This window comes from Flavobacterium sp. CFS9, from assembly GCF_041154745.1.
Lineage (GTDB): Bacteria > Bacteroidota > Bacteroidia > Flavobacteriales > Flavobacteriaceae > Flavobacterium.
In genome coordinates this window covers 5,051,741-5,076,956 of the sequence record NZ_AP031573.1, presented here as the reverse complement: position 1 = coordinate 5,076,956, position 25,216 = coordinate 5,051,741, and the positions used below count along the sequence as shown (strand labels likewise).

At 35.9% G+C, this 25,216-nt stretch carries 17 protein-coding genes; 10 read left to right on the top strand and 7 right to left on the bottom strand.

The features are described 5' to 3' along the window. Positions 1 to 41 precede the first annotated feature (41 nt). The 9 genes from ACAM30_RS20850 to ACAM30_RS20810 all read left to right on the top strand — a co-directional run bounded on the left by ACAM30_RS20850 (position 42) and on the right by ACAM30_RS20810 (position 13,939). Positions 42 to 1,637: a sensor histidine kinase gene (locus tag ACAM30_RS20850; RefSeq protein ID WP_369616436.1), complete on the top strand. Its 1,596-nt coding sequence runs from the start codon at positions 42 to 44 to the stop codon at positions 1,635 to 1,637. Between the two features lie 90 nt (positions 1,638 to 1,727). After that, entirely contained in the window at positions 1,728 to 2,378 is a 651-nt protein-coding gene (locus ACAM30_RS20845) for a response regulator (RefSeq protein ID WP_369616435.1), read from the top strand. Positions 2,379 to 2,822: 444 nt separating this feature from the next. After that, complete coding sequence (locus tag ACAM30_RS20840) at positions 2,823 to 4,337, top strand: PAS domain-containing protein (protein ID WP_369616434.1); 1,515 nt, start codon at positions 2,823 to 2,825, stop codon at positions 4,335 to 4,337. Positions 4,338 to 4,396: 59 nt separating this feature from the next. Beyond that, the gene (locus tag ACAM30_RS20835) at positions 4,397 to 4,756 is read left to right on the top strand and encodes a YegP family protein (RefSeq protein ID WP_369616433.1); all 360 of its coding nucleotides are present in this window, start codon (positions 4,397 to 4,399) and stop codon (positions 4,754 to 4,756) included. 929 nt (positions 4,757 to 5,685) lie between these two features. After that, complete coding sequence (locus ACAM30_RS20830) at positions 5,686 to 8,562, top strand: TonB-dependent receptor (protein ID WP_369616432.1); 2,877 nt, start codon at positions 5,686 to 5,688, stop codon at positions 8,560 to 8,562. 144 nt (positions 8,563 to 8,706) lie between these two features. Further along, a complete protein-coding gene (locus tag ACAM30_RS20825; protein WP_369616431.1) occupies positions 8,707 to 9,990 on the top strand; it encodes a DUF5690 family protein in 1,284 nt (427 codons plus the stop codon). 110 nt (positions 9,991 to 10,100) lie between these two features. Beyond that, positions 10,101 to 11,258 carry a TIGR03364 family FAD-dependent oxidoreductase gene (locus tag ACAM30_RS20820; protein WP_369616430.1) on the top strand — a complete coding sequence of 386 codons (1,158 nt, stop codon included), beginning with the start codon at positions 10,101 to 10,103 and terminating at the stop codon, positions 11,256 to 11,258. 155 nt (positions 11,259 to 11,413) lie between these two features. Next, positions 11,414 to 12,094 (top strand): phosphonatase-like hydrolase, encoded by a 681-nt coding sequence (locus ACAM30_RS20815; protein WP_369616429.1) that lies wholly within the window; start codon positions 11,414 to 11,416, stop codon positions 12,092 to 12,094. A 162-nt stretch (positions 12,095 to 12,256) separates the two neighbouring features. After that, entirely contained in the window at positions 12,257 to 13,939 is a 1,683-nt protein-coding gene (locus ACAM30_RS20810; RefSeq protein WP_369616428.1) for a DUF4983 domain-containing protein, read from the top strand. 246 nt (positions 13,940 to 14,185) lie between these two features. Here ACAM30_RS20810 and ACAM30_RS20805 read toward each other — a convergent pair whose 3' ends face one another. The 3 genes from ACAM30_RS20805 to ACAM30_RS20795 all read right to left on the bottom strand — a co-directional run bounded on the left by ACAM30_RS20805 (position 14,186) and on the right by ACAM30_RS20795 (position 16,975). Beyond that, the gene (locus ACAM30_RS20805) at positions 14,186 to 14,770 is read right to left on the bottom strand and encodes a helix-turn-helix domain-containing protein (RefSeq protein ID WP_369616427.1); all 585 of its coding nucleotides are present in this window, start codon (positions 14,768 to 14,770) and stop codon (positions 14,186 to 14,188) included. Positions 14,771 to 15,095: 325 nt separating this feature from the next. Continuing rightward, the gene (locus ACAM30_RS20800) at positions 15,096 to 15,656 is read right to left on the bottom strand and encodes a hypothetical protein (RefSeq protein ID WP_369616426.1); all 561 of its coding nucleotides are present in this window, start codon (positions 15,654 to 15,656) and stop codon (positions 15,096 to 15,098) included. Between the two features lie 212 nt (positions 15,657 to 15,868). Continuing rightward, the gene (locus tag ACAM30_RS20795; protein ID WP_369616425.1) at positions 15,869 to 16,975 is read right to left on the bottom strand and encodes a PepSY-associated TM helix domain-containing protein; all 1,107 of its coding nucleotides are present in this window, start codon (positions 16,973 to 16,975) and stop codon (positions 15,869 to 15,871) included. Positions 16,976 to 17,432: 457 nt separating this feature from the next. Between ACAM30_RS20795 and ACAM30_RS20790 the strand changes: the two genes are divergently transcribed. Then, positions 17,433 to 19,820 carry a TonB-dependent receptor gene (locus ACAM30_RS20790; RefSeq protein WP_369616424.1) on the top strand — a complete coding sequence of 796 codons (2,388 nt, stop codon included), beginning with the start codon at positions 17,433 to 17,435 and terminating at the stop codon, positions 19,818 to 19,820. Between the two features lie 248 nt (positions 19,821 to 20,068). On the opposite strand, the gene ACAM30_RS20785 is transcribed toward ACAM30_RS20790, so the two are convergent. The 4 genes from ACAM30_RS20785 to ACAM30_RS20770 all read right to left on the bottom strand — a co-directional run bounded on the left by ACAM30_RS20785 (position 20,069) and on the right by ACAM30_RS20770 (position 25,203). Further along, positions 20,069 to 21,457 carry an AMP-binding protein gene (locus ACAM30_RS20785; RefSeq protein WP_369616423.1) on the bottom strand — a complete coding sequence of 463 codons (1,389 nt, stop codon included), beginning with the start codon at positions 21,455 to 21,457 and terminating at the stop codon, positions 20,069 to 20,071. A 17-nt stretch (positions 21,458 to 21,474) separates the two neighbouring features. After that, complete coding sequence (locus tag ACAM30_RS20780; protein ID WP_017495693.1) at positions 21,475 to 21,717, bottom strand: acyl carrier protein; 243 nt, start codon at positions 21,715 to 21,717, stop codon at positions 21,475 to 21,477. 247 nt (positions 21,718 to 21,964) lie between these two features. Then, positions 21,965 to 23,371 (bottom strand): MATE family efflux transporter, encoded by a 1,407-nt coding sequence (locus ACAM30_RS20775; RefSeq protein WP_369616422.1) that lies wholly within the window; start codon positions 23,369 to 23,371, stop codon positions 21,965 to 21,967. Then, positions 23,371 to 25,203, bottom strand: a complete 1,833-nt coding sequence (locus ACAM30_RS20770) for an IucA/IucC family siderophore biosynthesis protein (RefSeq protein WP_369616421.1) — start codon at positions 25,201 to 25,203, stop codon at positions 23,371 to 23,373. The genes ACAM30_RS20775 and ACAM30_RS20770 overlap by 1 nt, the downstream gene beginning before the upstream one ends. Between the last annotated feature and the right edge of the window lie 13 nt (positions 25,204 to 25,216).

The window sequence follows — 25,216 nt, the reverse complement described above, 5'->3', positions numbered from 1 at the left end:
CAATAGTTATTTGGTACAACGAATCGTCTAATGAATCAGAAATGTCGAAAACTTTAAACTCGATGGATTCATTGAACAGAATAACGCATTTTACCAGTGGTATTAATAATTCATTTGTCAGTTCTCAAAAGAGTTTTAATAATTATACTTATTACAAAGACAAGGAATCACTAAATAAGTACACCGCTTCTTTAAATGAGATTAGCCGCTTGATTGACAGCCTAACCCTGATTACAAAAGACAACAAGGCATTCATGAAGATTCTGGAAGAAAAGAATCAGTCTGAGCATTCGGTAGAGGCTATAAAATCCAGCATAGATTCTATTATCGATTCACAGATCAATCCGGATAAGACTGCTTTGTCTAAACCTTTTAAACTAAACAAATTCGCGTATAAAAAGATCTTAGACAGCATCAAAACGGAATCCTATATACAGGTTGACAGCGTATCCAAAAAAGGTTTATTCTCAAGATTGGGGGCTGCTTTGGCCGGTAAAGTGGATGTGCAGAAAGAGAAGCTGAATATTACGGTTACCATGAAGTATGATAATAAAGTAGTGACCGGAAGTATCGAAGAACAATTTGCGAACCTGTTTAATACCACTAATAAATTTTACGAAGAACAGTTTAAGAACTTAAAGAAGTCATTTGCCAATTTAAAAGATCAGGATGCTAAACTAAAAGAGTTTAATAACGAATTACTGAACTTAGAGGCGGAGATTATGCCGAATTACAACAATTCGTTGAAATTGCTTCAGGATAATACTCAAAAGCAATTGCAAAAGCAATACGAATCCAATAAAATAGTGAGAAGTTATACCATTGCGATTTTGATCTTAATGATGTTTATCGTTTCGCTTGTACTTTTCGGCTTCACAAGACTGGCTTTTCAATATGAAAAAAGACTGACTACCGCTCAGATGCAGATCCGTGAAAACCTGAATTTTAAGAATAGAATTATGGGAATGATCAGCCATGAGATCAGATCTCCTTTAAGCATCATTTCAATTTACAGTAAAATGATAAGTGCTTCGATAAAAGATGCCGAAATAAAAGATACTTTTAAATCCATTCAGTTTACTACAAACTCATTGCTTCTTTTAGCCAATCAGATCCTGGAATATTCAAAAGACGGAAATTATGAACCTAAATTGAACAATAAAAAATTCCTGCTTAAGGAAGAAATTCATCAAATTGTACATTCGATGGCTTCATTGGTTGAAAGTAAAGGGAATAAAATAGAAGTTAATTCGAATTTGATTTCAAATCTTGAAGTGAATTCTGATGCTGCAAAAATTCATCAGCTTTTTTATAACATTATTGGTAATGCGAATAAGTTTACCGAAAATGGATTGATAAAAATAGCGATGGATCTCGAAAAGACCTCTGATAAGCAAGTAAATTTAAAAATAGAAATTAAAGACAGTGGAATAGGAATTGCCAAAAACGATCTCAAGAACATATTCGAACTTTATTATCAGGGTACCGTTTCAGGAAAAGTAAACGATCTTGGAGTAGGTTTAGGACTCAATTTGTGTAAAGAAATTGTAGAATTGTTTGATGGAAAAATAGATGTTCAGAGCGAAGAAGGCAAAGGGACAACGATTATTTTCAACCTCTTTATAAGTTTAGTTTAAAATAAGACCAAATTAATATACTTTTTGTATATTGACAGTAAAAAGGCAATTAGTTAGAGAAAAGCGCTGAAACAACCCTAAATTAGGTAAATGAAAATGAAATCCCCATCCAATAACTATAGCTTTTTAGTAGCTGATGACCATAGTGTGGTACGACAAGGCGTTTCTTTGATGATAAAAGAGTTATTTTCGAATGCTTTAATTCATAAAGCAGGAAATTTTAAGGATACACTTGCTGTTTTGAAAGAGCAGAGTATAGATTTATTAATCTTAGATGTGAATTTTCCTGATGGAAACAGTATCAGCATCATAACAGAGATTAAATCCATTCAGCCCGAAGTGAAAATACTGATCTTCTCAGCCTATGATGAGAATATCTACGCCATGCGGTATTTGAATGCAGGAGCATCCGGATATCTGAACAAAGAAACTTCGGAGGAAGAAATGAAAAATGCCATCAGTTCGATGATCTTGTCCGGAAAGTATATTACACAGAATCTGAAAGACAGGATTCTCGACTCTTATATTTCAAAAAAACCAACAAACCCATTAGATGTATTGTCCAACAGAGAAATCGAAGTGGCACAGCTTTTAATTAAAGGTTATGGCAATCTCGAAATAATTGAACATCTGAACATTAAGAAAACTACGGTAAGTACCTATAAAAACAGGATTTTTGAAAAGCTGGAAATTGATAATCTGGCCGATTTGATCAAAGTTTTTCAGTTGTATGCGGATTGATAAACGAACTATTTCAAACCTATTAAAAAAACAGGACTTTTTAAGTGCCTGTTTTTTTTGTGATCAGCAGTTTTATTTGTGATGTATTTTCTGTAGAAATAATTCTACAACAAGACGTTCCATGTTCTATAACGTATTGATTTTATTGCATGTATTTTTGTTTTGTCAGGAAGATGCAGTTGCTGGAACTTTATAAATAAGATGGATTTGTAGCAGAATGGATTATTTTTTTTCAGCATCTAGCTTCCTGTATTAAGAGATACTCTTTTGTTGTTACGGACGGCTTTTTTTGTTTTTGTTTTTTGGGTTATAAAAGTCAGGTCAATTTTTATTTTTTTAGAAGATTGCCGTCTGATCAACAAATAGTGTTTTTAAAATCTAATGCAAATTTTAATGCTAAAGAAAACTACAGTTAATAGAAAGGGAATGTATAAAAGTAAGGCTATGGAATTCGATTTTTATAATACAAAGAAGAAAGCAAACATAAATGTTTTTAAGTCTAAAGCATTTGAAGAGGTTCATGATGCCCTTTTTGTATTTACGATTTCGGCAGATAATAATTATGAAATGCCATTTATAAATGATGCCACCTACGAAATGTTTGAAGTTTTATCCAATACCATGTTTACCAATACTGTACTTTCTATATACGATCGAATTCATCAGGATGATAAAAAAAGGGTAAAAAACTCTTTATTCGATGCTATTAAAAAAAGAAGAAAATGGAGTGTTGTGTTCAGGGCAGAATTGCCTTTCAATGGATTAAGCTGGTTTAAAGTGACTTCAAAAAGACTAGTCAATAAAGACGGAAGTACGGAATTTTATGGTCGTATAACTGATATTACCGAATTAAAAGAGCAGGAGTTAAAACTCAGAAGAACAGAAGAACGTTTTAAGTTTATGCTGATGACTTCAAATGAAGGTATTTGGGACTGGGATCTAACCATTGATAGAATTTATTATTCGCAGCAGGCTTTGAATATACTGGAATTGAAAGCTTCTGAAGTTTCTCATACTTGCGAGGGATGGAAGAAAATGATCCATCCGGAGGATGTTGTAGAGTGTCAAAAGGCTTTTAATGATCATTTTAATAACAGAACTCCTTTTTACGAAAATTTTCAACGTGTACTAACTTCGAATAAAAAGTACAAGTGGATTCTTAGTAAAGGAATGGTGATCGAGCGTGATCTTGAGGGAAAACCATTAAAAGTAATAGGAACTTATAGTGATGTTTCTTTTCAGAAAGAGAAAGAGCTTGAGTTAAGAAGAGAAATGGAAGTGTATAAAGAAAAGAATAACAGATTGTTGAATTTCTCGCATATCGTTTCTCATAACTTAAACTCGCACGCAGGTAATTTTAAAGTTCTTTTGGACTTGATCGATTCAGAAGAAGGTTTTGATGAAAAAGTTGAAACATTAAAATACCTGCGTGCGGTTTCCGGAGATCTTAGTAAAACAATTGAAGATTTGTCCCAAATTGTAAATGTTCAGAACAATACCGAAATTAATATCGAGGCACTGAATTTAAACAGTTATTTAAACAGGGTACTCAACATTGTTAATGCCTATAGCAACAAGAATGATGTCACAATAATCAACAATGTTTCTCCTGAAGCAGTGGTTCATTTTAATCCGGCCTATCTTGAAAGTGTATTACAAAACCTGAGCAGCAATGCTATCAAATATGCAGATCCTAAAAAACCACTGATCGTTGAGTTTAATTTTTTCAAAGAAAATGGAAGAAAGGTATTAACCGTAAAAGACAATGGTTTAGGAATTGATCTTAAGAAACACGGAGATTTAATTTTTGGAATGTATAAAACATTTCATAAGCACGAAAAAGCAAACGGTTTGGGCTTATACATTACAAAAAATCAGATTGAATCTATGAATGGAAACATTACAGTAGAAAGTCAGGTAGGAGAGGGGACAACTTTTAAAGTCTTCTTTAAAGATTAAGGGTGCTGTGTCCAGCATTATAAATAGAATTTCAGATTACATAAATAATAATTTTTAGAATGGAAAAATTTATCGTTATTAAAAAAGCCAATGGAGAATTTCAATTCGAGTTTGTAAATAAAAATGGTGAAACTATTTTAAGCAGTGGTGATTATACCCGAAAATTCATGTGTATGAAAGGGATTGAATCAGTAAAAGTTAATTCACAGGACAATACAAAATTCTTCCGAAAAACAAATTCAAAAGATGAAAGATACTTTAATCTTAAAGCCTTTAATGGGAAGATTATCGGAACAAGTAAAATATTTAAAGACAGAGATTCCCGTGATGAAGGAATTCTGGAGTTTAGAAAACATGCACCACACGCAATTGTAGAGGATCACTCTAATACAGTCCTGGCAGAAAGTGCTGCATTTTAGAACGATTTAATAAAAACCGTTTGCCATTCGGTTTGATTTTATGGTATAGTGAACTTTATCGTTTTCCGGATTGTAATAACGGAATCGTTTTTTAGATAATTTAATTGGTATATTACACGTCTAAGACCGCTATTGCGGTCTTTTTTGTTTTTAGTAGACTCTAACTATAAGGTTAAAAGCCGAAAAATGGATCAGTTATAAGTTGAAGTGTAGATAATCTGAACAGTAAGAAATCTGGTTAGATTTGCTCTGAAAGAGCTTTAGCAATAACATAATGTGCAGCACTATGAATGATAATGGAAATTATAGGTTACGCCCTGAAAGGGCAAAAGCCTGATCGAAAAGGAAGGCATCCACATATTTTGTATAAGATTCTTTAAGAATGCGAGCGTTTTTTTTGAATTTGTTGGGGATGAAAATTGCTTTTGCCCCTTCAGGGCAATTCTGTATCTTGATCTAACACATAGTGCTTTGCACTATGCTGTTGCTTTTCAGACTTTCAGCCCTTTTTTCCGCAGCTTCTGTTCTTGATCTGCTATAAGCTGAAAAACATTTGCGTCTTTGTTACTTGTCCGTTTTATTTTATTACTTTTTTTATTGTTTTTTTTGTAAAAAAAAGAGATTAATATTTTACAAATAGTAAAAAAATGACTTTACAAAGAGATTACGCTTAATCAGGACTTAACTTTAGCTCCATGGAGTATTTTATCCGTTACTTTCCTTGAATTTCCTCGCTTCAAAGAGGTAAAGCCACCATTATTCGGTCAATATTTCAAGGATTATAAAGCTATTTTTTTACAAATACTTAACAAATTACACCCCTTAATTTTCTTTTCTTTAACAATTAGATAATTTTCAATTATTTACTATTTATAAAATTCATTGTTAATTTGCTTGTATAAATTTAATATTTGTAAACAAATTTAATCATGAAAACAATTTACAAGGCAATTTTATTTTTTTCTGTTGCACTTTTTACTCAAAACATGATGGCTCAAAAGGCAAGCATCAGCGGAACGATTACCGACACGCAGTCTCCGCTTCCGGGCGCGACCATTATATTGTCTGATAATTTAAAAGCCACAACTGATTTTAGCGGCTATTTTACTATTCAGGATGTGAGACCAGGCAGCTTCGAATTAGAAATCTCTTATATAGGATATGAAGTAAAACGTATCCAGATTGAAATTAAAGACAATCAAAAACTGAATTTAGGTACAATTCAGTTGCAAACCAATTCAAAAGAACTTAATGAAGTTGTGGTTAGCGGAATGACCCAAAGAAATAGTGAGGCGCGAGCATTGAACATGCAGAAAAAATCAATGAGTATTGTAAATGTAATTGCTGCCGACGGGATTGGAAAACTTCCGGATCGTAATGCTGCCGAAACTGTACAGCGTATGCCTGGAGTGTCGATAGAGCGTGATCAGGGTGAAGGTCGTTTTGTATCAGTGAGAGGATTGCCGCCGTTTTGGTCGTCGACTACCATTAACGGAAACAGAATTCCAACTGCCGAAGAAGAAACCACTTCGCGAGCTACCGCATTTGATTTTTTCCCTTCAGATCTTATCGCTTATGTTGAAGCTACCAAAGCGCTTACACCGGATATGGATGGTGATGCGATTGGCGGAAGCGTCAATTTTACGACACAAACCGCTCCAACTAAAAGAACCATTAAAGCAAGTGTTTTTAGCGGATACAATCAAAAATCTGATAAAGGAATTTATAGTGGATCGCTTACAATAGGGGATAAAAGTAAAAACGGAAAGTTCGGATACATTATCAATGGTACGTATTGGGACAGAAACTGGGCAACCGATAATTACGAGGCCAGAAGACAAGGTGATCAGGGAGTTTATAGATTAGAACTTAGAGACTACACGGGAGTTAGAAAAACTACTGGTTTAAATGGTGCAATGGAGTTTAACCCTTCATCGAGAGATAAAATTTTCCTGAAAATTACTTATGGCGGACTTACAGATGAAGAAACGCATTACAAACACCGTATTAGATTTGATAAATTCAACAGCACAACAAATGCGTTAACGGTGGAACAACAAGACATTCACAACCAGTTAATGACGCAGTTTTTAGGTCTTGATCTGGGAGGAAAACATCAATTGGCAAACGGAAAATTAGATTGGAGTCTGGCTTCTTATCGAAACAGATTCAAGTACGGGAATATTCCAAATACGGAAGACAACAGTTATTTTTTAATTCAGTTCAATCAAACCGGAGTAGGTGTTAAACCTGAATATTTAAAAACAGTACCGCTTGCCAATGGTGGAGCAGGAGGACCAAGAGCTTATTGGGCAGCTGATGGCGGAATTATGGATCCAAACAATCCAAAGTCAATATTTGATTTTTATTCCGATCCAAATTTTAAAACGGATCCGACAAAAATGAAGTTTTCTACTTTAGAACTTTACAAAATCAGTATCGTAGAAAGAGACAATATTATTGCTGCCGTTAATTACGAGCATAATTTTAATGAGAATCTTAAAATGAAGTTCGGAGCGAAAGTAACAGATAAAGATCGTATTGCCACTTTTAGAGACGAGTATTACAGCTGGACAGGTTCTCCAACCCCTTATTTATCCAACTATTCCTCTGATTTAATTCTTCAACCGGGAGGTACAGATTATTTAAGGAAAGAGACAGGTACTTTGATTGGAAATAGTTTTGGTCCGGTTTTATCGACAGACGGAATGACCAAATTGTTTACTACTTCAAAAGGAAACCTGGTTTTAAATCCTGCTGATTCTCAGATTCCGGAACTTGGAAAAGGATTAGGAAGAAACTTCAATGTAGGGGAAACGACTTCTTCTATCTATGCGATGTCAACTTATAATCTGTCTAATAAATGGACTATTTTGGGAGGTTTGCGTGTAACTAATACCATAACACAGGTAACGGGTAAAACAGTAGAAAATAATGTGGTGGTTGATGCTGAGAATACTAAAACCTATACCTCAGTACTTCCAATGTTGCACGTAAAATATACTCCGATTGAGAATTTGAACCTTCGTTTTGCCACAACGAGAACATTTGCAAGACCTAATTTTGGAGACATTTCACCAGCAGGTTCACTCAATACGATTGATGGAGAATATGCAGGAGGAAATCCGAATTTGAATCCAACTTATTCCTGGAACTTTGATTTGTTAGGGGAGTATTTTCTTGACGAAGTAGGAATCATTAACGCCGGAGTATTTTACAAATCGATTACAGATCCAATTTTTGACGATACGTATCAGGGTACTATTAATGGAATTCCGGATATAGAAATCAGTTCACCTGCTAATGGAGGAAATGCATGGATTGGGGGAGTTGAATTCGGAATTACCAAGAGATTCAGCTTTTTACCGGGATTCCTGAAATATTTTGGAACTCAGATCAATGCAACGCTTATGAATTCTGAAATGACTTTAGGAAAAAATGCTAACAATCCTAACGGAAGGAAAGTATCAACACCTTATCAGGCAAAAGAATTATATAACCTGCAATTGTTTTATGAGAGCGGTAAACTGAATGTGAGAGCAGCTTTCAACCACAAAGGAGCCTATGCCACAAGCTTTGATGCCAATGCTAAAAACACTGACATGAATGATATTTATTACGGTAAATACAACTCTCTTGATTTCTCTGCTTCTTATAAAATTGGAGATCATTTTACCATTTTCAGTGATGTAAACAATGTATTGAACGAGCCTTTGATGTATCATTTTGGAGAAACACCAAACCGTCCGAAACAGGTAGAATATTATGGGGTGAAGTTTAATCTTGGTTTAAAATATAATTTATAGACAACTATAAGTTAACCCGTTGGATGTGGGCAGATTTTATTTTTACAGTTTATTTTTTTTAATCTGCCGCAACCAACGGGTTTTTATAACAACAGTATATACTTCATATTTATAACACACTACTATCTTAAATTTTAAGAACTAATGTCTAAAAAAGCCTCTAATTTCAGGTTTATACTCAAAGCGTCCGTAGCTGCATTTGGCACGTACTTTTGTATGTACGCTTTCAGAAAACCTTTTACGGTTGCCACTTTCGATCAGTTGTCTTTTTGGGGAATCGATTATAAAATTCTGCTCATTTTAGCACAAGTCTTAGGTTATACTTTCTCTAAGTTTTTAGGAATCAAAATCATATCCGAGTTAAAATCAACAAAGAGAATTTTATACTTAATCAGTTTTATAGCCATTTCAGAATTGGCTTTACTGGGCTTTGCTTTGGTTCCGGCGCCTTATAACATTCTGTTCCTGTTCATCAACGGATTGCCTTTAGGAATGATTTGGGGAATTGTTTTCTCTTATATCGAAGGCCGAAAAACAACTGAATTACTGGGGGTAATTCTATGTTCGAGTTTTATCGTTTCGTCAGGAGCGGCAAAATCTGTGGGAGTATTTGTGCTGAAGGTTTTGGGGTGCAATGAGTTTTGGATGCCTTTTGTTTCGGGATTACTTTTCATTATTCCGTTGATTGTATTCTCATTGTTTTTGGAAAAAATCCCCAATCCGGACGACGAAGATTTAGCTATGAAATCCAAACGCAGACCTTTAGATAAAAAAGAACGTACTTCCTTGTTTCGACAATTTGCTTTTCCGCTGACCATACTGATCATTTTTTATGCGATGCTAACAGCAATGCGTGAATTCAGAGATAATTTTGCCAGAGAATTATGGGATTCTTTGGGATACAAAGAGAGTATTTCGATTTATATGTACTCCGAAATTCCTATAGCGATATCTGTTTTGGTCATTTTAGGGTTTTTAGGAAGTATGAAAAACAACTACAAAGCCTTCAAAAATTATCATCTGGTATTGCTCACAGGCTCTGTACTTATAGGGATTACAACTTTATTATTTCAAAAACATTTAATGTCACCACTTCCGTGGATGATGATTTCGGGATTTGGAATGTACGTTTGCTACATTCCGTTCAACGGTTTGTTTTTTGACCGTATGATTGCCACTTATAAAATAGACGGAAATACCGGATTTTTAATTTACATCGCCGACGCTTTTGGTTACTTAGGAAGCGTATTGGTATTGTTTTTCAAAAATTTTGGAGACAAAAATATTTCCCTGTTAAGCTTTTTTACCACCTGTATTTATCTGCTCTCTTTTGTTGGGATCATCACCACCATCATGTCCTTTAACTATTTTAAAAGGAAGTTTAGAAAGAGGGCTGAAATTCATACGGCTATCAGTTATGAGATGTGAGATGTGTTGAGAAACCTGAAACTTTCAACTTGAAACCTGAAACAACAAACCATAAACCAAAAACAAATGAATAATTAAACAGTAAAACAATTTAAAACACAAACACAAAAATGAAAGAGAAGTATGATTTAATAATTATCGGGGCGGGAGTTCTGGGCACATTTCACGCCTACCATGCCCTGAAAAAAGGAATGTCAGTTGCTATTCTGGAAAAAAACAGCAAGCCGGAAGGCGCGACCGTTAGAAATTTTGGACAGGTTGTACCGTCCGGAATGGATCGAAAATGGCAGAATTTCGGAAAAGAAAGTTTAAAGATTTATAAAGATATTCAATCGCAGTTTGACATCAGCCTTCGTCAGAACGGAACTGTTTATCTGGCTTCAAATGAAGAAGAAATGCAGCTGATCGAGGAATTGCATCAGATTAATATTTCGAACGATTACGAATCTAATTTACTAACCAAAGAGCAATGTCTGACTAAATATGATGGTTTACGTGCCGATTATTGCAAAGGAGGATTGTTTTTTCCGCAGGAAGTAACCGTTGAACCTTCCACAATGATTCATAAATTGCATCAGTTTATGACAGCCAGTCTGGGACTTGATTTGTTTATGAACACTACTGTTGTAGAAACTCAAGACTTAAAGGATGAAGTAATCGCAAGAACTGCGGCAGGAGTAATATACAAAGCTTCAAAAATCATTATTTGCAACGGAAGTGATTTCAAAATACTTTATCCTGACATTTACAACAACAGCGATCTGATTGTTTCTAAATTACAAATGCTGCAGACGAAACCTCAGAATAATTACAGACTGGACGGCTCTATTTTAACGGGATTGACCATCAGAAGATATGAATCATTTGAAGAATGTAAATCGTATCAAATAATCAAAGCAAAGGAAAATCCGGATAGCTTTGAGAAAAAGTACGGCGTTCATATCCTGTTCAAGCAGGCGCTTGACGGCTCGGTAATTTTAGGAGATTCACACGAGTATGCTTCCGCAAAAGATGTTGATTCTTTGGGATTTGATCTGAATATGGACATCGATCATTTTATGATTGAAGAAGCCAAAAAGATAATCGATCTGCCTACTTATGAAATTCAAAACAGATGGTTTGGAATGTACTCGCAATGCAAAACCAAAGATATTTTCGAATACACGGTTGGTAAAAATATTCACATCATAACCGGAATAGGAGGCAAAGGAATGACAGGAAGCGCAGGATTTGCAAAACACAATATTGATACGATTTTTAATGTTTAGGGAGTTATGAGTTATGAGTTGTGAGGGAAATTATTAATCATAGTTTATAATCTGCATTTATAGTGCTTTTTAGAGTAATGAACAATAAACAATAGATTTTAGACCATCAACCATCAACCAAAAACTATAAACTTTAAAAAAAAAAAATACACAAAATGAAAATTAATGAAATTGAAATGGTTGTTTTTGATATGGCAGGAACAACAATAAATGAACAAAATATAGTTTACAAAACATTACATAAATCCATCAACAACTTCGGGATTGAAGTTTCTTTGGAATCGGTATTGTCATTAGGAGCGGGGAAAGAGAAGCATCAGGCGATAAAGGATATTTTAGAATATAAAAACATTGCTGATGAGAATAAATCAGATGCAATATTCGAATACTTTAAAGAAACACTGGACAAGGAATATCTTTCAGCTGCGGTTTTACCTATTGAAGGCGTTGAAAATGTTTTTGAAAATTTAAAAAGAGACGGTGTAAAAGTAGTACTAAACACAGGCTACAGCAGTCATGTTGCGAATACCTTATTAGAAAAGTTAAACTGGAAAGAAGGAAAAGAATATGATGCCTTAATCACCGCTGATGATGTAGTGCTGGGACGCCCTTTTCCGGACATGATACACAAAGCCATGCAGTTATTTGCGATTAAAGACGCTTCAAAAGTACTAAAAGCAGGAGATTCTGCGATAGATATAGAAGAAGGTAAAAATGCCAAATGCGGTGTAACTATTGGTGTTTTATCCGGCGCACAAACCAGACAGCAGCTTGAAGCAGCCCAGCCCGATTACATATTAAATTCGCTGGCATCGCTTTATAGTGTTATGAGGTGAGGTCAAATGTGAATAATGTTAGATGTTAGATGTGAAAAGTAACAAGTAACAAGTAACAATTATCAATTATCAATTAACCATTAACAATTAGTAAAAACAATATCCCTGCAGGAAAAGTTTCAAACAAGTAAATAAATAGTAACCATAAAACAATTCAACCCAATGAAAAAGATTTTTAGATTAAGTTACATTACAATTCTTGCAAGTGTGCTTTTGGTCACTTCCTGTACAAACGATTCAGCGCTTCCAAAAGAGGAGCAGACGATTAATGGTAAAACAAATTCTAAAACCGGCAAATCTGCTTTAAGCAGTGGTACCAGAAAATTACTTATTATAGGAATCGACGGCTGTCGCGGGGATGCCTTAATGGGAGCCAATACTCCTAATGTTCATGCTTTATTGCCCAATGCGGTTTACAGTTTAGACGCTTTGACTGAGGCTCCTACGTGGAGCGGAAACGGCTGGTCGACGATGCTTACCGGAGTGACCCATTTAAAACATGGTGTAACCGATAATTCATTTTCAAGTCCGAATTTTACCGCGTATCCTAGTTTTTTGAAACGACTTGAGACGTATAATTCGGCCTTAAGAACCATGTCGATTGTACATTGGGCACCTATTAACACCTATATTGTGGATGGTATTGATGTAGAAAAAACGCTCACTACCGATTTGGCCGTTAAAAATGAAGTGGTGGCAGCGCTTACAAACGACAATCCGGATGCCTTATTTTTACATTTTGATGATGTGGATCACGCAGGACACAGTTACGGATTTTCGCTTAATGTGCCACAATATAAATCTTCAATCGAAACCACGGACGGTTACATAGGTGAAATCTTAACGGCTTTAAAGAGCAGACCTAATTATGCCAATGAAGACTGGTTGGTTGTGGTAGCACCGGATCATGGAGGTATTGTTACAGGTTCCAGCGGATCTCATGGCGGAAGTTCTTACGAAGAACGAAACATCTTTACCATATTCAACAATAAAAACTTTACTTCGACTAAAATCGAAAAACCGGTGGATCCCACTACAACGATAACAGGTAAGTTTGTCAATTTTAATTCCAATTCTATTTATGCTTCAACATCCAATGCACTTTACAATTTCGGAACTTCAAGTTTTACAGTGGAGTGTCGGGTAAAAACATCAGGATATAGCAGTGATCCCTCACTGGTTTCAAATAAAAACTGGGTGAGTGGTAAAAATCGAGGATTCGTCATCTGCGCCAATACCGGAGGAACATGGAAGGTAAATATTGGGGATACTCAAAGTCGTGTGGATATTTCCGGAGGGACGATCAATGACGGGAAATGGCATCATCTGACACTTGTGGTAGACCGTATAGCCAAATTGGTTAAAACGTATCAGGACGGTGCTTTTGTGGGACAAGCTGCCATCGGAGCCAGTTTTGGAAGCCTGACTTCTGGATTGCCTTTCGCAATAGGACAGGACGGAACGCTCACTTATGGTGCCAATGTAAACGGAAATATTGCTGAGGTGCGCGTATGGAACAAAGCGCTATCTGAAACTTCGATTTTAAATTATACCTGTTCTTCAGTTACGGTTTCACATCCGGATTACTCCAATCTTATTGGATATTGGAAAGGAGATAACGGATCAGGAAATAGTTTTACCGATTCAAGCGCTCAGCAGGTAAACCTTGCATTTCCAAATACTCCTACATGGATAAGCAGTACAGCTACCTTAAAATGTGGTACCGCAACAGGAGCAGTTCCAAAGATGGTAGATATTGCCTATTCTTCATTGCAATGGTTTGGTGTACCCATTAATACAAGTTGGTCATTAGACGGCCGTTCATGGCTTCCGACAGCGAACTAAAAAATTTGTGTTTTTTGTTTTTTAAAGGGTTATCTTCATTTTTGAAGGTAGCCTTTTTGATTTTAACCGCAAAGAACGCTAAGGTGTTGCAAAGGGTTCGAAAAGTTTTGCAGATTTTACCGCAAGGAACGCTAAGTTTTTTTACAGGTAAGACTTTTTAAAAAAAGGTAAGGTTCGCAAAGCTTTGTAGATAAAACTGTGCGAACCTTGCGTAGCATCTTTGCGCTCTTTGCGGTAAAAAAAAATCTAACTATTGCTCTCAGAATAAAAATAAAGCACCAGCATTACACAGTTTTCTGCTGTTCTGTTTTGAGGCACGTGCGGATGTCTTCCGTTGAAACATAGCGAATCACCTTCATTGACAACCACTTCCGCATCATCAATAATATAAGTCACACTTCCTTTAATGATATATTTGAATTCCCAGGCATCTGTAATTACTTTTTCGCGTTTACAGTTTGGTTCCACGTCAAGGATTACAGCCTCAAAACCAATGGAGTTAATACTTTTACTGAAAATATGATAATAGTTAAAACCGGTAGTTTCGGCGCGGTCTTCTTTTTCTATCTTTTGATAATCTTCTTTTTTAATATGAATGTATTTCGCATTCTTGGTATTTTCAACGCCTTCGAAAAAATAACTCACATCTGTATTTAAGGATTGTATCAGTTCAATTAGAACGGGTAGGGAAGGAATTGTTCTTCCGTTTTCAATTCTGGAAATTAAACCGTTACTAACTCCGGCTCTGCTGGCCACTTCGTGTATGGTTAATGAATTTTTTTTCCTGATTTCTTTTAATCTTTTTCCAATACCAATTAAAAAATCTTCCATAATAAAACTTCGGTTTAATAGGGTAAATATAACACAATTAGCGGGTGAGTTGCAAAAGAAGGGAATTCTTAATGTAAACTTTTATATTTTCTGTAGTTAAGCTTATGGCATACGGATGAAACTGATTCGTTTCACGAAAACGCTGATGAACGCGGATTTTTAAAAGAATAAAAATTCACTATTATATTAAAATAATCCCATTTAATTTAAAACAAATAAGATCCGTGCAAATCCGTGTCTTCGTCTTGCGAATCCGTATCATCCGTGTACTTTTTTTAAGTACCACTTCAAAACAAAAGAGAAGTTTTATAAAATAGGAAAGAAATCAATTCACCGTTACATTTCTCACCCTTGCTTTTTTAATGAGATTGAGAGAGTCCCTGATTAGCGATTTCATTTCTAAAGATGGGGCTTTGCGCATTTCATGTCGGTTTTGAATTGGACCTTCTATGTCCATTTTAGCAGCCTGTAAATGGGTTTCGAATGCTCGGAGCACCTGATTTTCGATAGTAGAATGTTTTTTGTAGTAATAGATCGCATTGTGCAAATCCTCGATATGACCGGTAAAATCTAAGATTGCTCTTTTGGATACCGCCCGATTGTAGTAAATAGAAAACTCCAGAGGATCAGTTTCAATGGCTTTGTCAAAATCCTCAATAGCATTGTAATGGTAATCCAGTTTTTGAAGACAATTTCCTCTTAAGGCATAAACACCCTGATCAAATCCGGAATTGATGGCACAGTTTAAATGCAACAAGGCATCCTGAAACCGGTTCGATAAATAAAATTGTCTGCCCTTTTCCAGATGAAGAGAACCATCATTAGAAATGGGCTTTGAAAGTCTTTCCGTAAACTTTTTTATTACTGAAGTGTTGAACCATTTCATGCTCTAGAGATTTTAGCCAACAGATTAAACAAGTCCTAAAAAGATGTATTAGAAATGGGGGGAATAAATTTAGATAAATTTTTGAAATATAGCAACTTACGATTGTTTTTATTTCGCAGAACACAGGAAAAGTGATCGAATCATCCGATAGGTAAGAAAATTTTTCCAAAGAAATATAACAGCTGAATAAAGCGATTTTTTTCGTCAAAAAGCTACTTTTTCTTTCTGCCAAGCCAAATGATTAATCCTGTAATGGGTAATGTCGCAGCAAAAAGACAAACCAAAAAAGCAATTATTTTAGTGGTTAATCCATAAACACTTCCGGTATGAATAGGATACATCAAACGTTTCAGTTTGTCACCGTTTGAATAGGATTTGTAAGGTCTGTTTTCAATATTTTCCGCCGTATACTTATCAAAATAAGCCGAACTGGATTGATGTGGAATGATTCTTCCCAGATCTTCCTTCAGAACTGTGATACTATTGATCGTATCTAAAGGCATTCTGATTTGGATATTGCCGGTATAAGGAAAAATACTGTCGGTCTTATCATAAATGCTTTGATAAAAAGCAGTGTTATTAAGTTTAGGGTCTATTTTAGTTGGATTTTCAACTTTTAAAGACATTTTTTTACTGGTGGTACCATCAGCGAGTAAATAAAGACCATTTTGAAACCAGTCGAAGGCAAACGACAAACCTGTTAACGAAATAATGAGTAAAGCTAAAAAGCTGTAAAAGCCAAAAGTAGAGTGAAAATCCCAATTGATTCTTTTGAAAGAACCGCTCCATTTAACCTTTAGTCGCTGTTTTAAATTTTTAATTTTTTTCGGCCACCACAACACTATACCTGTAATTAGCATCAGAACAAAAATAATACAGGAAGATCCCATAATTAGCTGTCCGGCATCGCCCATTAGTAATTGTCTGTGAAGCGAAAGTACCACTACAAAAAATCGGCTTTCCTGAGGGGTCGTGGCGAGCACTTTTCCGGTATAAGGATCAATAGAAAAAAACTGTGCCTTTTTATCTGCATCCTTTGCCAGAATCTGGAAGGTGCGCGAAGGATCATTAAAAGTAGAAATTCGGGTGATCTTTTTGATGTTGTATTGTTTCTGAAGGACATCTGTACAGTAATCAATCGTTTTTTTGGTTTTCCCTATTGAAGAAACCTGATAGTATTGAGGATTAACAAATTGATCAATCTCCTTTTCAAAAACTAAAATACTGCCGGTTAAGGCTGCAATAAAGACGATTAAACCTGAGCCAAGTCCCAGCCATAAATGTATTTGTCTGACTGTTTTTTTTATTCCTTTCTTCATTTAGTAGCTTATTTGGTTTTGTTGGCATTCTGGTTCACACATTAATAGTGGCATTTTTGATTCGGATTAAATTTGAATCTGCTGAAAATGCGTCGCAAATTTATACTTATTTAGACTAAATCTTTATTTTTTAAATAAAAAAAAAGAGTTGTAAAACCGCAAAAATGCTCATTTATTAATTTTTGAATGAAGTAATCTTAAACTTTGAGAAGAGAAAACTTACAGATTGATTTTGAGCCGTTTTGTGACATTCGTACAAATTTTTAAGCTGTTGTTGTGGTAATATTGCTTTTTTATCAAGAAACTGATTTATTTTCTGACAAAGTCAGATGAATTATTAAAAATTCTATAGAATAAATCGAAATAATACTTGTTAAACAATTATTAATCTTTATTTTTGAGCTGTTTTTATTAATTCTAAATAAGAATAAAATCACTAACCAAAAATTTAAAATCAATGAAATATCTTAGTTTAAGAACATCAAAGTTTTTATTTATTATCAGCCTTTTATTTTCGGTCTTTTCTTCTTTTGCACAACAAAATGGCGGAAAAATTAAAGGACAAATCACAACCTCTGACGGAAAATCGGCTTCGGGAGTTATTATTACACTTAAAAATTCAAAATATAAAACCATTTCAAATATCGACGGCAGCTTTAGACTGAACAAAATTGCAGAGAATATTTATACACTGCAAGCTTCATTATCAGGCTACGAAACGATTGAACAGGAAGTTACGGTTGCAAACAATGAAACGACCAATGTGACTTTTCAATTAAAGTTTAACGGTAAGGAAACTAAAGCTTCTGAACAGAATGGTGATCAATTGGATGAAATTATTGTTTCGGCCAGCAGGAAGGTAGAAACGTTATCTAAAACGCCTTCTTCAGTAACTGTAATCAACGCTAAAGACATCGAAGATTTATCGATCGTAAGTCCGAATATTGCCAATATTGTGGCATTTGCAGTTCCAGGCTTAGGATCGGGTACAAACAATACAGGGAATTACGGTCAGACCCTTCGCGGTAGAAATCCCTTAGTTTTGATTGATGGAATTCCACAATCGACACCGCTAAAATCTGCAGGACGTGAGCTTCGTACAATTGATCCTTCGGTAATTGAACGTATCGAGGTAATCAAAGGAGCAACTGCAATTTATGGGAATGGTGCTGATGGAGGTTTGATTAATTACATTACAAAATCAGGCAAAACTCAAAAGAAATTCGCCGGATATAGTGAGGCAGGAACTAACGGAAATATAAAGGGTGATAGTACATTGGGATACCGATTCAATCAGCAGTTTTATGGAAAAATTAGTAAGTTCAACTATATGGTAGGCGGAACTTATGAAAAAACAGGTGTTTTCCGTGATGGAGGAGGGAAGGTTATTTCTCCTGAATACGGATTAGGAGAAACTAAAACGTACAATGTTTTCACCAAAGTAGGATACGATTTAACCGCTAAGCAAAGAATTGATTTCATGTACAATTATTTCAGTTCGAATCAGGATTCCGATTTTATCCTTAAAAATGGAGTATACGGAGTGAGTCCTGCAATAGGAGTATTAGGCAAAAGACCGGGTGTTGACGAAGGAACCCGTTACAATCATAACGCTAATTTTCAATATGTAAACAAAGGAATTTTTGGAAATACTTCGCTTACTACAAACTTATACTTTCAGGATTTCTTAACCGCATTTTCAAACTCAACGTTTTTCTTTGGAGGCGGACAATCACAGATTAAATCTACTAAAAAAGGATTAAGAGTATATTTGAATTCTCCTTTTGTAATTTCGTCAAACTTTACGGGTGATGTGACTTACGGTTTCGATTTACTTAACGATAAAACGAATCAGAAACTGGTAGACGGACGTGTTTGGGTTCCAAACATCGACATGGTCAATCTGGCACCTTATGCTCAATTATCGACACAGCTGTTTGGTGACTGGAATGTAAAAGCGGGTTTACGTGCAGAAAACATTAAAGTGAACATCGACGATTACAATACGCTTGCTACCGGTGCAAATGGAGCGGGAAGTATTGCTGTAAAAGGCGGAGAACTTAATTATGATGCTTTTGTTTTTAACACGGGTATTCGATATTCAAGATTTAAATTCTTCAATCCGTTTGTGAGTTTTTCTCAGGCTTTCTCAGTATTTGATTTAGGAAGGGTTTTAACCAATGCCAAACAGGACGCGATCTCTAAATTAGAGACAGAGCCTATTATTGTCAACAACTACGAAGGAGGTTTTAGCAGCCAGTTAGGAAAATTCAATTTAAGTGCTTCTTATTATTTGAGTACGTCAAAATTAGGAACCAATTTGATCCAGGTAGACGGATTTTTGTTAGCGGAACGCTTACCGGAAAGAGTTTGGGGATATGAAGTTCAGGCCGATTACCAAATTCTTAAAGAATTGACGGTAGGAGGAAACTATGCGAATGTTCAGGGAAGAGGTGATAAAGATTCTGACGGTAACTTTTACGGACCTAACGATATTTATTTGAAATCAAATCGAATTCCTCCGGTTAAAATTACGGGTTACGCAAAGTATGGCGGTAAAAGATTAAATGTTGAATTGTACTGGATGTATGTTGGTGATCGTGATGTTTTCAAACCAAATGCCAAAGGAGCTTATGCAATTGGTGAAGGACCTATTCATTCTTTCAATTTATGGAATCTGGCGTCAGCTTATAAAGTAACAGACAGCATCAGAGTTAAACTTGGAATTGAGAATATCTTCAATACCGATTATTATCCAACAACTTCGCAGTTTTTCGGTACAAATGCCAATTATACAAGAGGAAACGGTACCAGATTTAATTTAGCACTGGGATATAGCTTCTAAGAGATCCCTTTTCAAATAGTATTATTTTGTTTTTTTTATTTAAAAGGTTCCTGACGCAGTTTTGTCAGGAGCCTTTTTTTGTTTTGAAGGATTTAAAAAGTCGCAGTTTACAGTATACAGTCTCAGTAATCAGTAAACGCTAAAACTGGATACTGTGACTTTGTTTTGAAGGATTTAAAAAGTTGCAATTTACAGTATACAGTCTCAGTAATCAGTGAACACTAATACTTGATACTGCGACTGAGAACTTACAAAGCCCCCTCTAATTCCAGCGACTCCTTAAGTAAAGGATAGTTTACTTTTCCGTTTGGTGTAAGCGGAACGTCTTCAATATGCATCACTTTTAAAGAACTGGCGTGAAGATTTAGTTTGGCTTTTAGCACTTTCAGAATCAATTCTTTGTTGAGATTTTCGTCGGTGTACATGACGGCCAGATGTTTATCGTTTATTCCGATACAGATAAACGTTTGTCCACCTAATGCATCTTTCAGCAACAATTCAGTTTCGTCAAGATTGAGACGTACTCCGAACAATTTCACGATTCGTTTGATTCGGCCTACAATATAGTAGTAACCTTCCTCATCTTGGCGGGCCTTGTCTCCGGTGTGGAGTCTTTCCTGTTCCTCGTAAAACTGAAGATCAGCTCTCACATTGGCATAACCGCCATAAACATTGGGACCAATATAAATCAGTTCCTCTGTTTCGTTATCAATCTCAAAACGTCCATTTTTAACGGGTAACCCGATAGAAGTTCCTTTTCGCAGCAGATCTTTCGGAGGCAGATAGGCCATACGGCCCGAAGCTTCTGTTTGACCATATTGTGCAAAGAATTGCTTGCCGAATTTTTCACTAAAATCTGAAATGGCTTCGATCAGTTTATGATTCAGCATTCCGCCTGTATGGGTCAGGTAACGTAAAGAAGGATGGTCTTTTTTGAAAAATCCAATACTGTACAGAATCTCATAGAAGTACGGAACTCCACCTAAGGTAGAGTATCCGTAGTTTTTGAAATCGGCCCAGAATTCTTTTTGAAAAGCATCTTTATCCGTACAAACAATCTGACTGGCTTTGATACAATTGGTGGTAAAAATCGACAAGCCATACACAAAATTGATCGGTACATTTAAAGGTACTACATCATCCGGTCGGATAGGCATATACTCCATAATCGATTTTGCATTGTGTACCAGGTTTTCATCAGAAAGCCTGACAAATTTTGGCGATCCTGTAGTTCCGGAAGTACTTAGCAAAAGTTTTATTTTGGCATGTATCGGGTAAATTAAATTTACGTTTCGTTTAAACAATACTATCGTTTCTGATGCATTTACTGGCGTATAACCTTCTATTTCAGTTCGTGTAGGGTCGTAGATATAATAAGGCGTATACTTCTGTTCCAGATTTTCCTTGAAATTTTCAAGCAAACTCATTCCCAGCAAAGCAATTGTAAATCTGCTCTGGTAAAAATTCAGAAGCGTTTCAATAGCCGGTAACTGATTGTCATTGTAAATAAAAACAACTGAACGGATGTCTTCGATTTCCAGTGACTGATCCATATCTGCAATAGATTTTGAAATCCCTGTACTGGCATCGGTAAAAGTCAGCTTTTCGTTTTTTCTGATTAAATCGTATAGTTCCATAAGTTTAGTGGTCTATTCTAATTGATTTCAAATCCGTATTTTTTAAGAATGTCTTTAATTTTTGCTACACTTCCCATCTCCAGAATGTCTTCCATTTCGATTGAGATTTTATAGGTACTTTCCAATTCTTCTACTAACACCAAATGGCTCATCGAATCCCATTCGGCTATAGCCTGATATTCCAGTCCGTCGTTTACTGATTCAACTGGAATTTCAAAAGCTCTTGCAAATACTCCGTGTAATTGTTCTATTGTACTCATTGTTTTATTATTTAATATTAAATTGATATTTTATTTATTGTGTAATGTTTTGTTATGTAATTCATATGCAATAGATATGACGCTCCTTCCGAGCTTTTGCAAAAAATGCGTTATAAATTCTATAAATATGATGCTCTTTTGGAGCTTTTTATAAATGCTAAGCTTCATCGAGGCAAAATATTTATAGGAATTGGTAAAATCGTTTCAATAAACCCCATCGGGGTGACATATTTGAACCGGTGCAGTTTTAAACCTTTGTATGTTTCCATTTTCCTTTTCGGAAGACGACAATACAGGCCACAGCCAATATAATTTCCGAAACCAGGATGGCCGTAAAAACACCATTGGATCCTAAGTCAAAAGAAATTCCCAAGGCATAAGCAAGCGGAATTTGTATGACATAGAACATCAGGATGTAAAGCCAGGTCACTACTTTTACTTCACCGGCCGCATTGAGGGCTCTTGAAATCACCATCGTGTAGCCTAATAATATGTAGGCAATCGAAATAAGATGAATGTACATGGTACTAAAAGAGATCACCTCGGGAATATCAGTAAAGATTTTTATGACCGGAACCGCAAGGAATATCCAGCAAATTCCAATTAAAACCAGAAATCCCATGTTTAACATTCCGGCTCTCCAAACCGATTTTTCGGCACGATCAGGCTGTTTGGCTCCCAGATTTTGTCCGGTTAGAATTCCTGCTGCGTTTCCAAGACCCCAGGCCGGCATCGTAGCGATCGAAGTAACTCTTTGCGCCAGAATGTAACCTGCAAGGGCATTTTCTCCAAAATGTGACATAATTTTGATCATGAACACCCAGCTGGATGCAGGAATGATAAATTGTACGGTACCACCAAAAGCCAGTTTCAGTACTCTTTTGAAAATAGCAAGATTGAAGACCATTTGTGCCCAACCAATTTTCAACAGGGTTTTACCATTGATCAGATACCAGGCCTGATACAGTACTCCAATTACTCTTGCAATTAAAGTCGCCAGTCCAACTCCCAACAGTCCGTAAGCCGGAATGGGACCCCAGCCATAAATAAATACAGGGCATAACACAATGTTCAACGCATTGGAAAGCCAAAGTATTCTCATAGCTGTCGAAGCATCTCCAACACCTCTAAAGATTCCATTTACGACTATTCGGAGAATTAAAAATCCGCTGGAAGCAAACATGACAATTCCGTAAGTTCTTCCTTCCGCCACCATAGCATCAGAAAGTCCCATGGCACTCATAATATCAGTGGTCCAAATCGTACAGACAATACTAATCAGTGCGGCAATGGGCACTGTAGCATAAATCACCTGCATGGTGGTCTGACCAGCTGCTTTGAATTTTTTCTCGCCAATTCTTCTGGAAATCATCGCTGAAGCCGCAATCCCCAAACCAATGGAAACTGAATAACAAAAAGTAATGAAAGTAGTGGTCGCTCCTGCGATTGAAATTGCATTTGTACCCAGTCGGCTGACAAAGAACAGATTGGAACATACAAATAGGGATTCCATCAGAAGCTCTACCACCATCGGAACTGACAGTAAAAGAATGGTTTTGTTAATACTGCCCGAAGTGAAGTTCTTTTCGCTTCCGGCAAGAGAACGCCTTAAGAGACCAAAGAAGGAGCGTGTTTTTAAAAGGGCTTCTTTCATTAGTTTTCTTTTACTGTTGCTACTTCTTCATTGATTAACTGATATAACGGATTCGGTACAAAGCCACTTTTTTTCATGTGTGGAAATCCGGCTGTTTCTTCATAACCATTGTACAAACGTCGGCTATTGAAAATAAGACGTTTGAATTCAGGTATAAACATATTGTATTTGTCGAATATTTCCTGAAGCTCAGGATGTTCTGCCTGATATTCGGTGATAATATCGTAAACACAATTCCAGAATTCTTTTTCTGTATAGTTAGCGTTTGTAATCATAACGTGACTCAGATATCTGAAGAAGGCATCAAAAATGGCGATAAGTATCGTTAATGGTGCATTTTCAGGATTTGGAGAGGCATTAAACAAGTTATCAATAAATTCCTGCGGCAGTTTTTTCTTCGCTTCTTCATTAATTAAAATATCTCCCACAAAGTCCTGCAAAGCAATACGGGTTGGCACATAATCTTTTAAAATCAGAATTACATTTTGTCCGTGTGGATCAATAGATAGCGAATGCTGGTAATAAATCTGAAGCACAGGTTTAAGATACGCAGTCATATAAGCTTTAAGCCATTGTTCTGTAGAAAGACCTGATTTTTCTATAAGCTCCTGTATAAGACTTTTTCCGGTATTGTCTACATATAATAATGCCGCCATCGTCATCAAATTCTCTCCTTCTCTAAGGGAATTTATAGGGCTTTCGCGCCACATAGCACCCAGATATTCATTGTACTGATAAGGAGGATTGTCAATTTTACTATAACTCGGGTGAGCATAAGTAACCGAAACGACTTCGCCTAAAAGTACAACTCCCATTTTTTGTAAATGCTCGTCCTTTTTAAGAACATTTTTCAGATACTCCGTCAAACGAGGAGCTATCAATAATTGTTTTGGAGACAAACCTCTGACATGACTGGTGTTTAAAATAGACATTGATGTTTTTACATAATGTTTATGAGGAGCACTTTCGTTGAAAAAAGTACGAATACTTTGTTGAGGGCTGTAGATGTCTTCTGTTAACTCTAAGGGAATAAGATGCTTGGAGGCAATATCATTCGAAAACTGCATCACAAGTTTATTTTGCCATTGCCATACATGTACCGGAATAAAAACATATTCATACGGCTCTACATGCAATGCCGCTAACTTGTTTCTAAAGGCATCCAGCTTCTCTTTACCAATTTCATTTTCATAAAAATCCTGATCGTTTACATCGGTCTGTAAACGCAGATTAGCTCTGTTTTTATGGGCTGCAATCCAAATCAAACGTGTTCTTTGGTCAGACTCCGGATTGTATTTTGTATAATCTTCCGAATCAAAACCAATACGGCCTTTGTTGACAATTACCCACGGGTGACCGTCCAGACTGTGTTCGATGGTTTGAAAATCAGCATCAGCTAATTCAGCTGCAGGCACACGACGGTTCGACTGAATGTAAGCATCAGCATATAAGGTATGAAGTAATTCTTCGATATAATGGGCTAAGGTAAAAGAGTTGATACCAAAGGTTTCCTGAAGTTCGATAAAGAAATTCGGTACATCGATATGATCTAATTTTACTTCATGTTCCACTTTACAAAGGCTGTCTTTAACAATATGCCAATAGTTCAAAAACCTCGGATAAGCCGAAAAAGTATAGTAAATACTCTCTGTGTCAGTTTCTAATCTGAAGTGGGTAAGACCATCCTCATCTTTAGCTGTTATTTGAGGGTTTGCGACATCTTCACGCATCAATTCCGAAATACTTTTGGCCAGTAAGTTTCGATTGGCCTGATTCCAAATATCGGCGTTGAGGTGCTGAGCGTCTTTAAAGGTATTTTCTGGGGTTATCATTTTTAGTTGATTT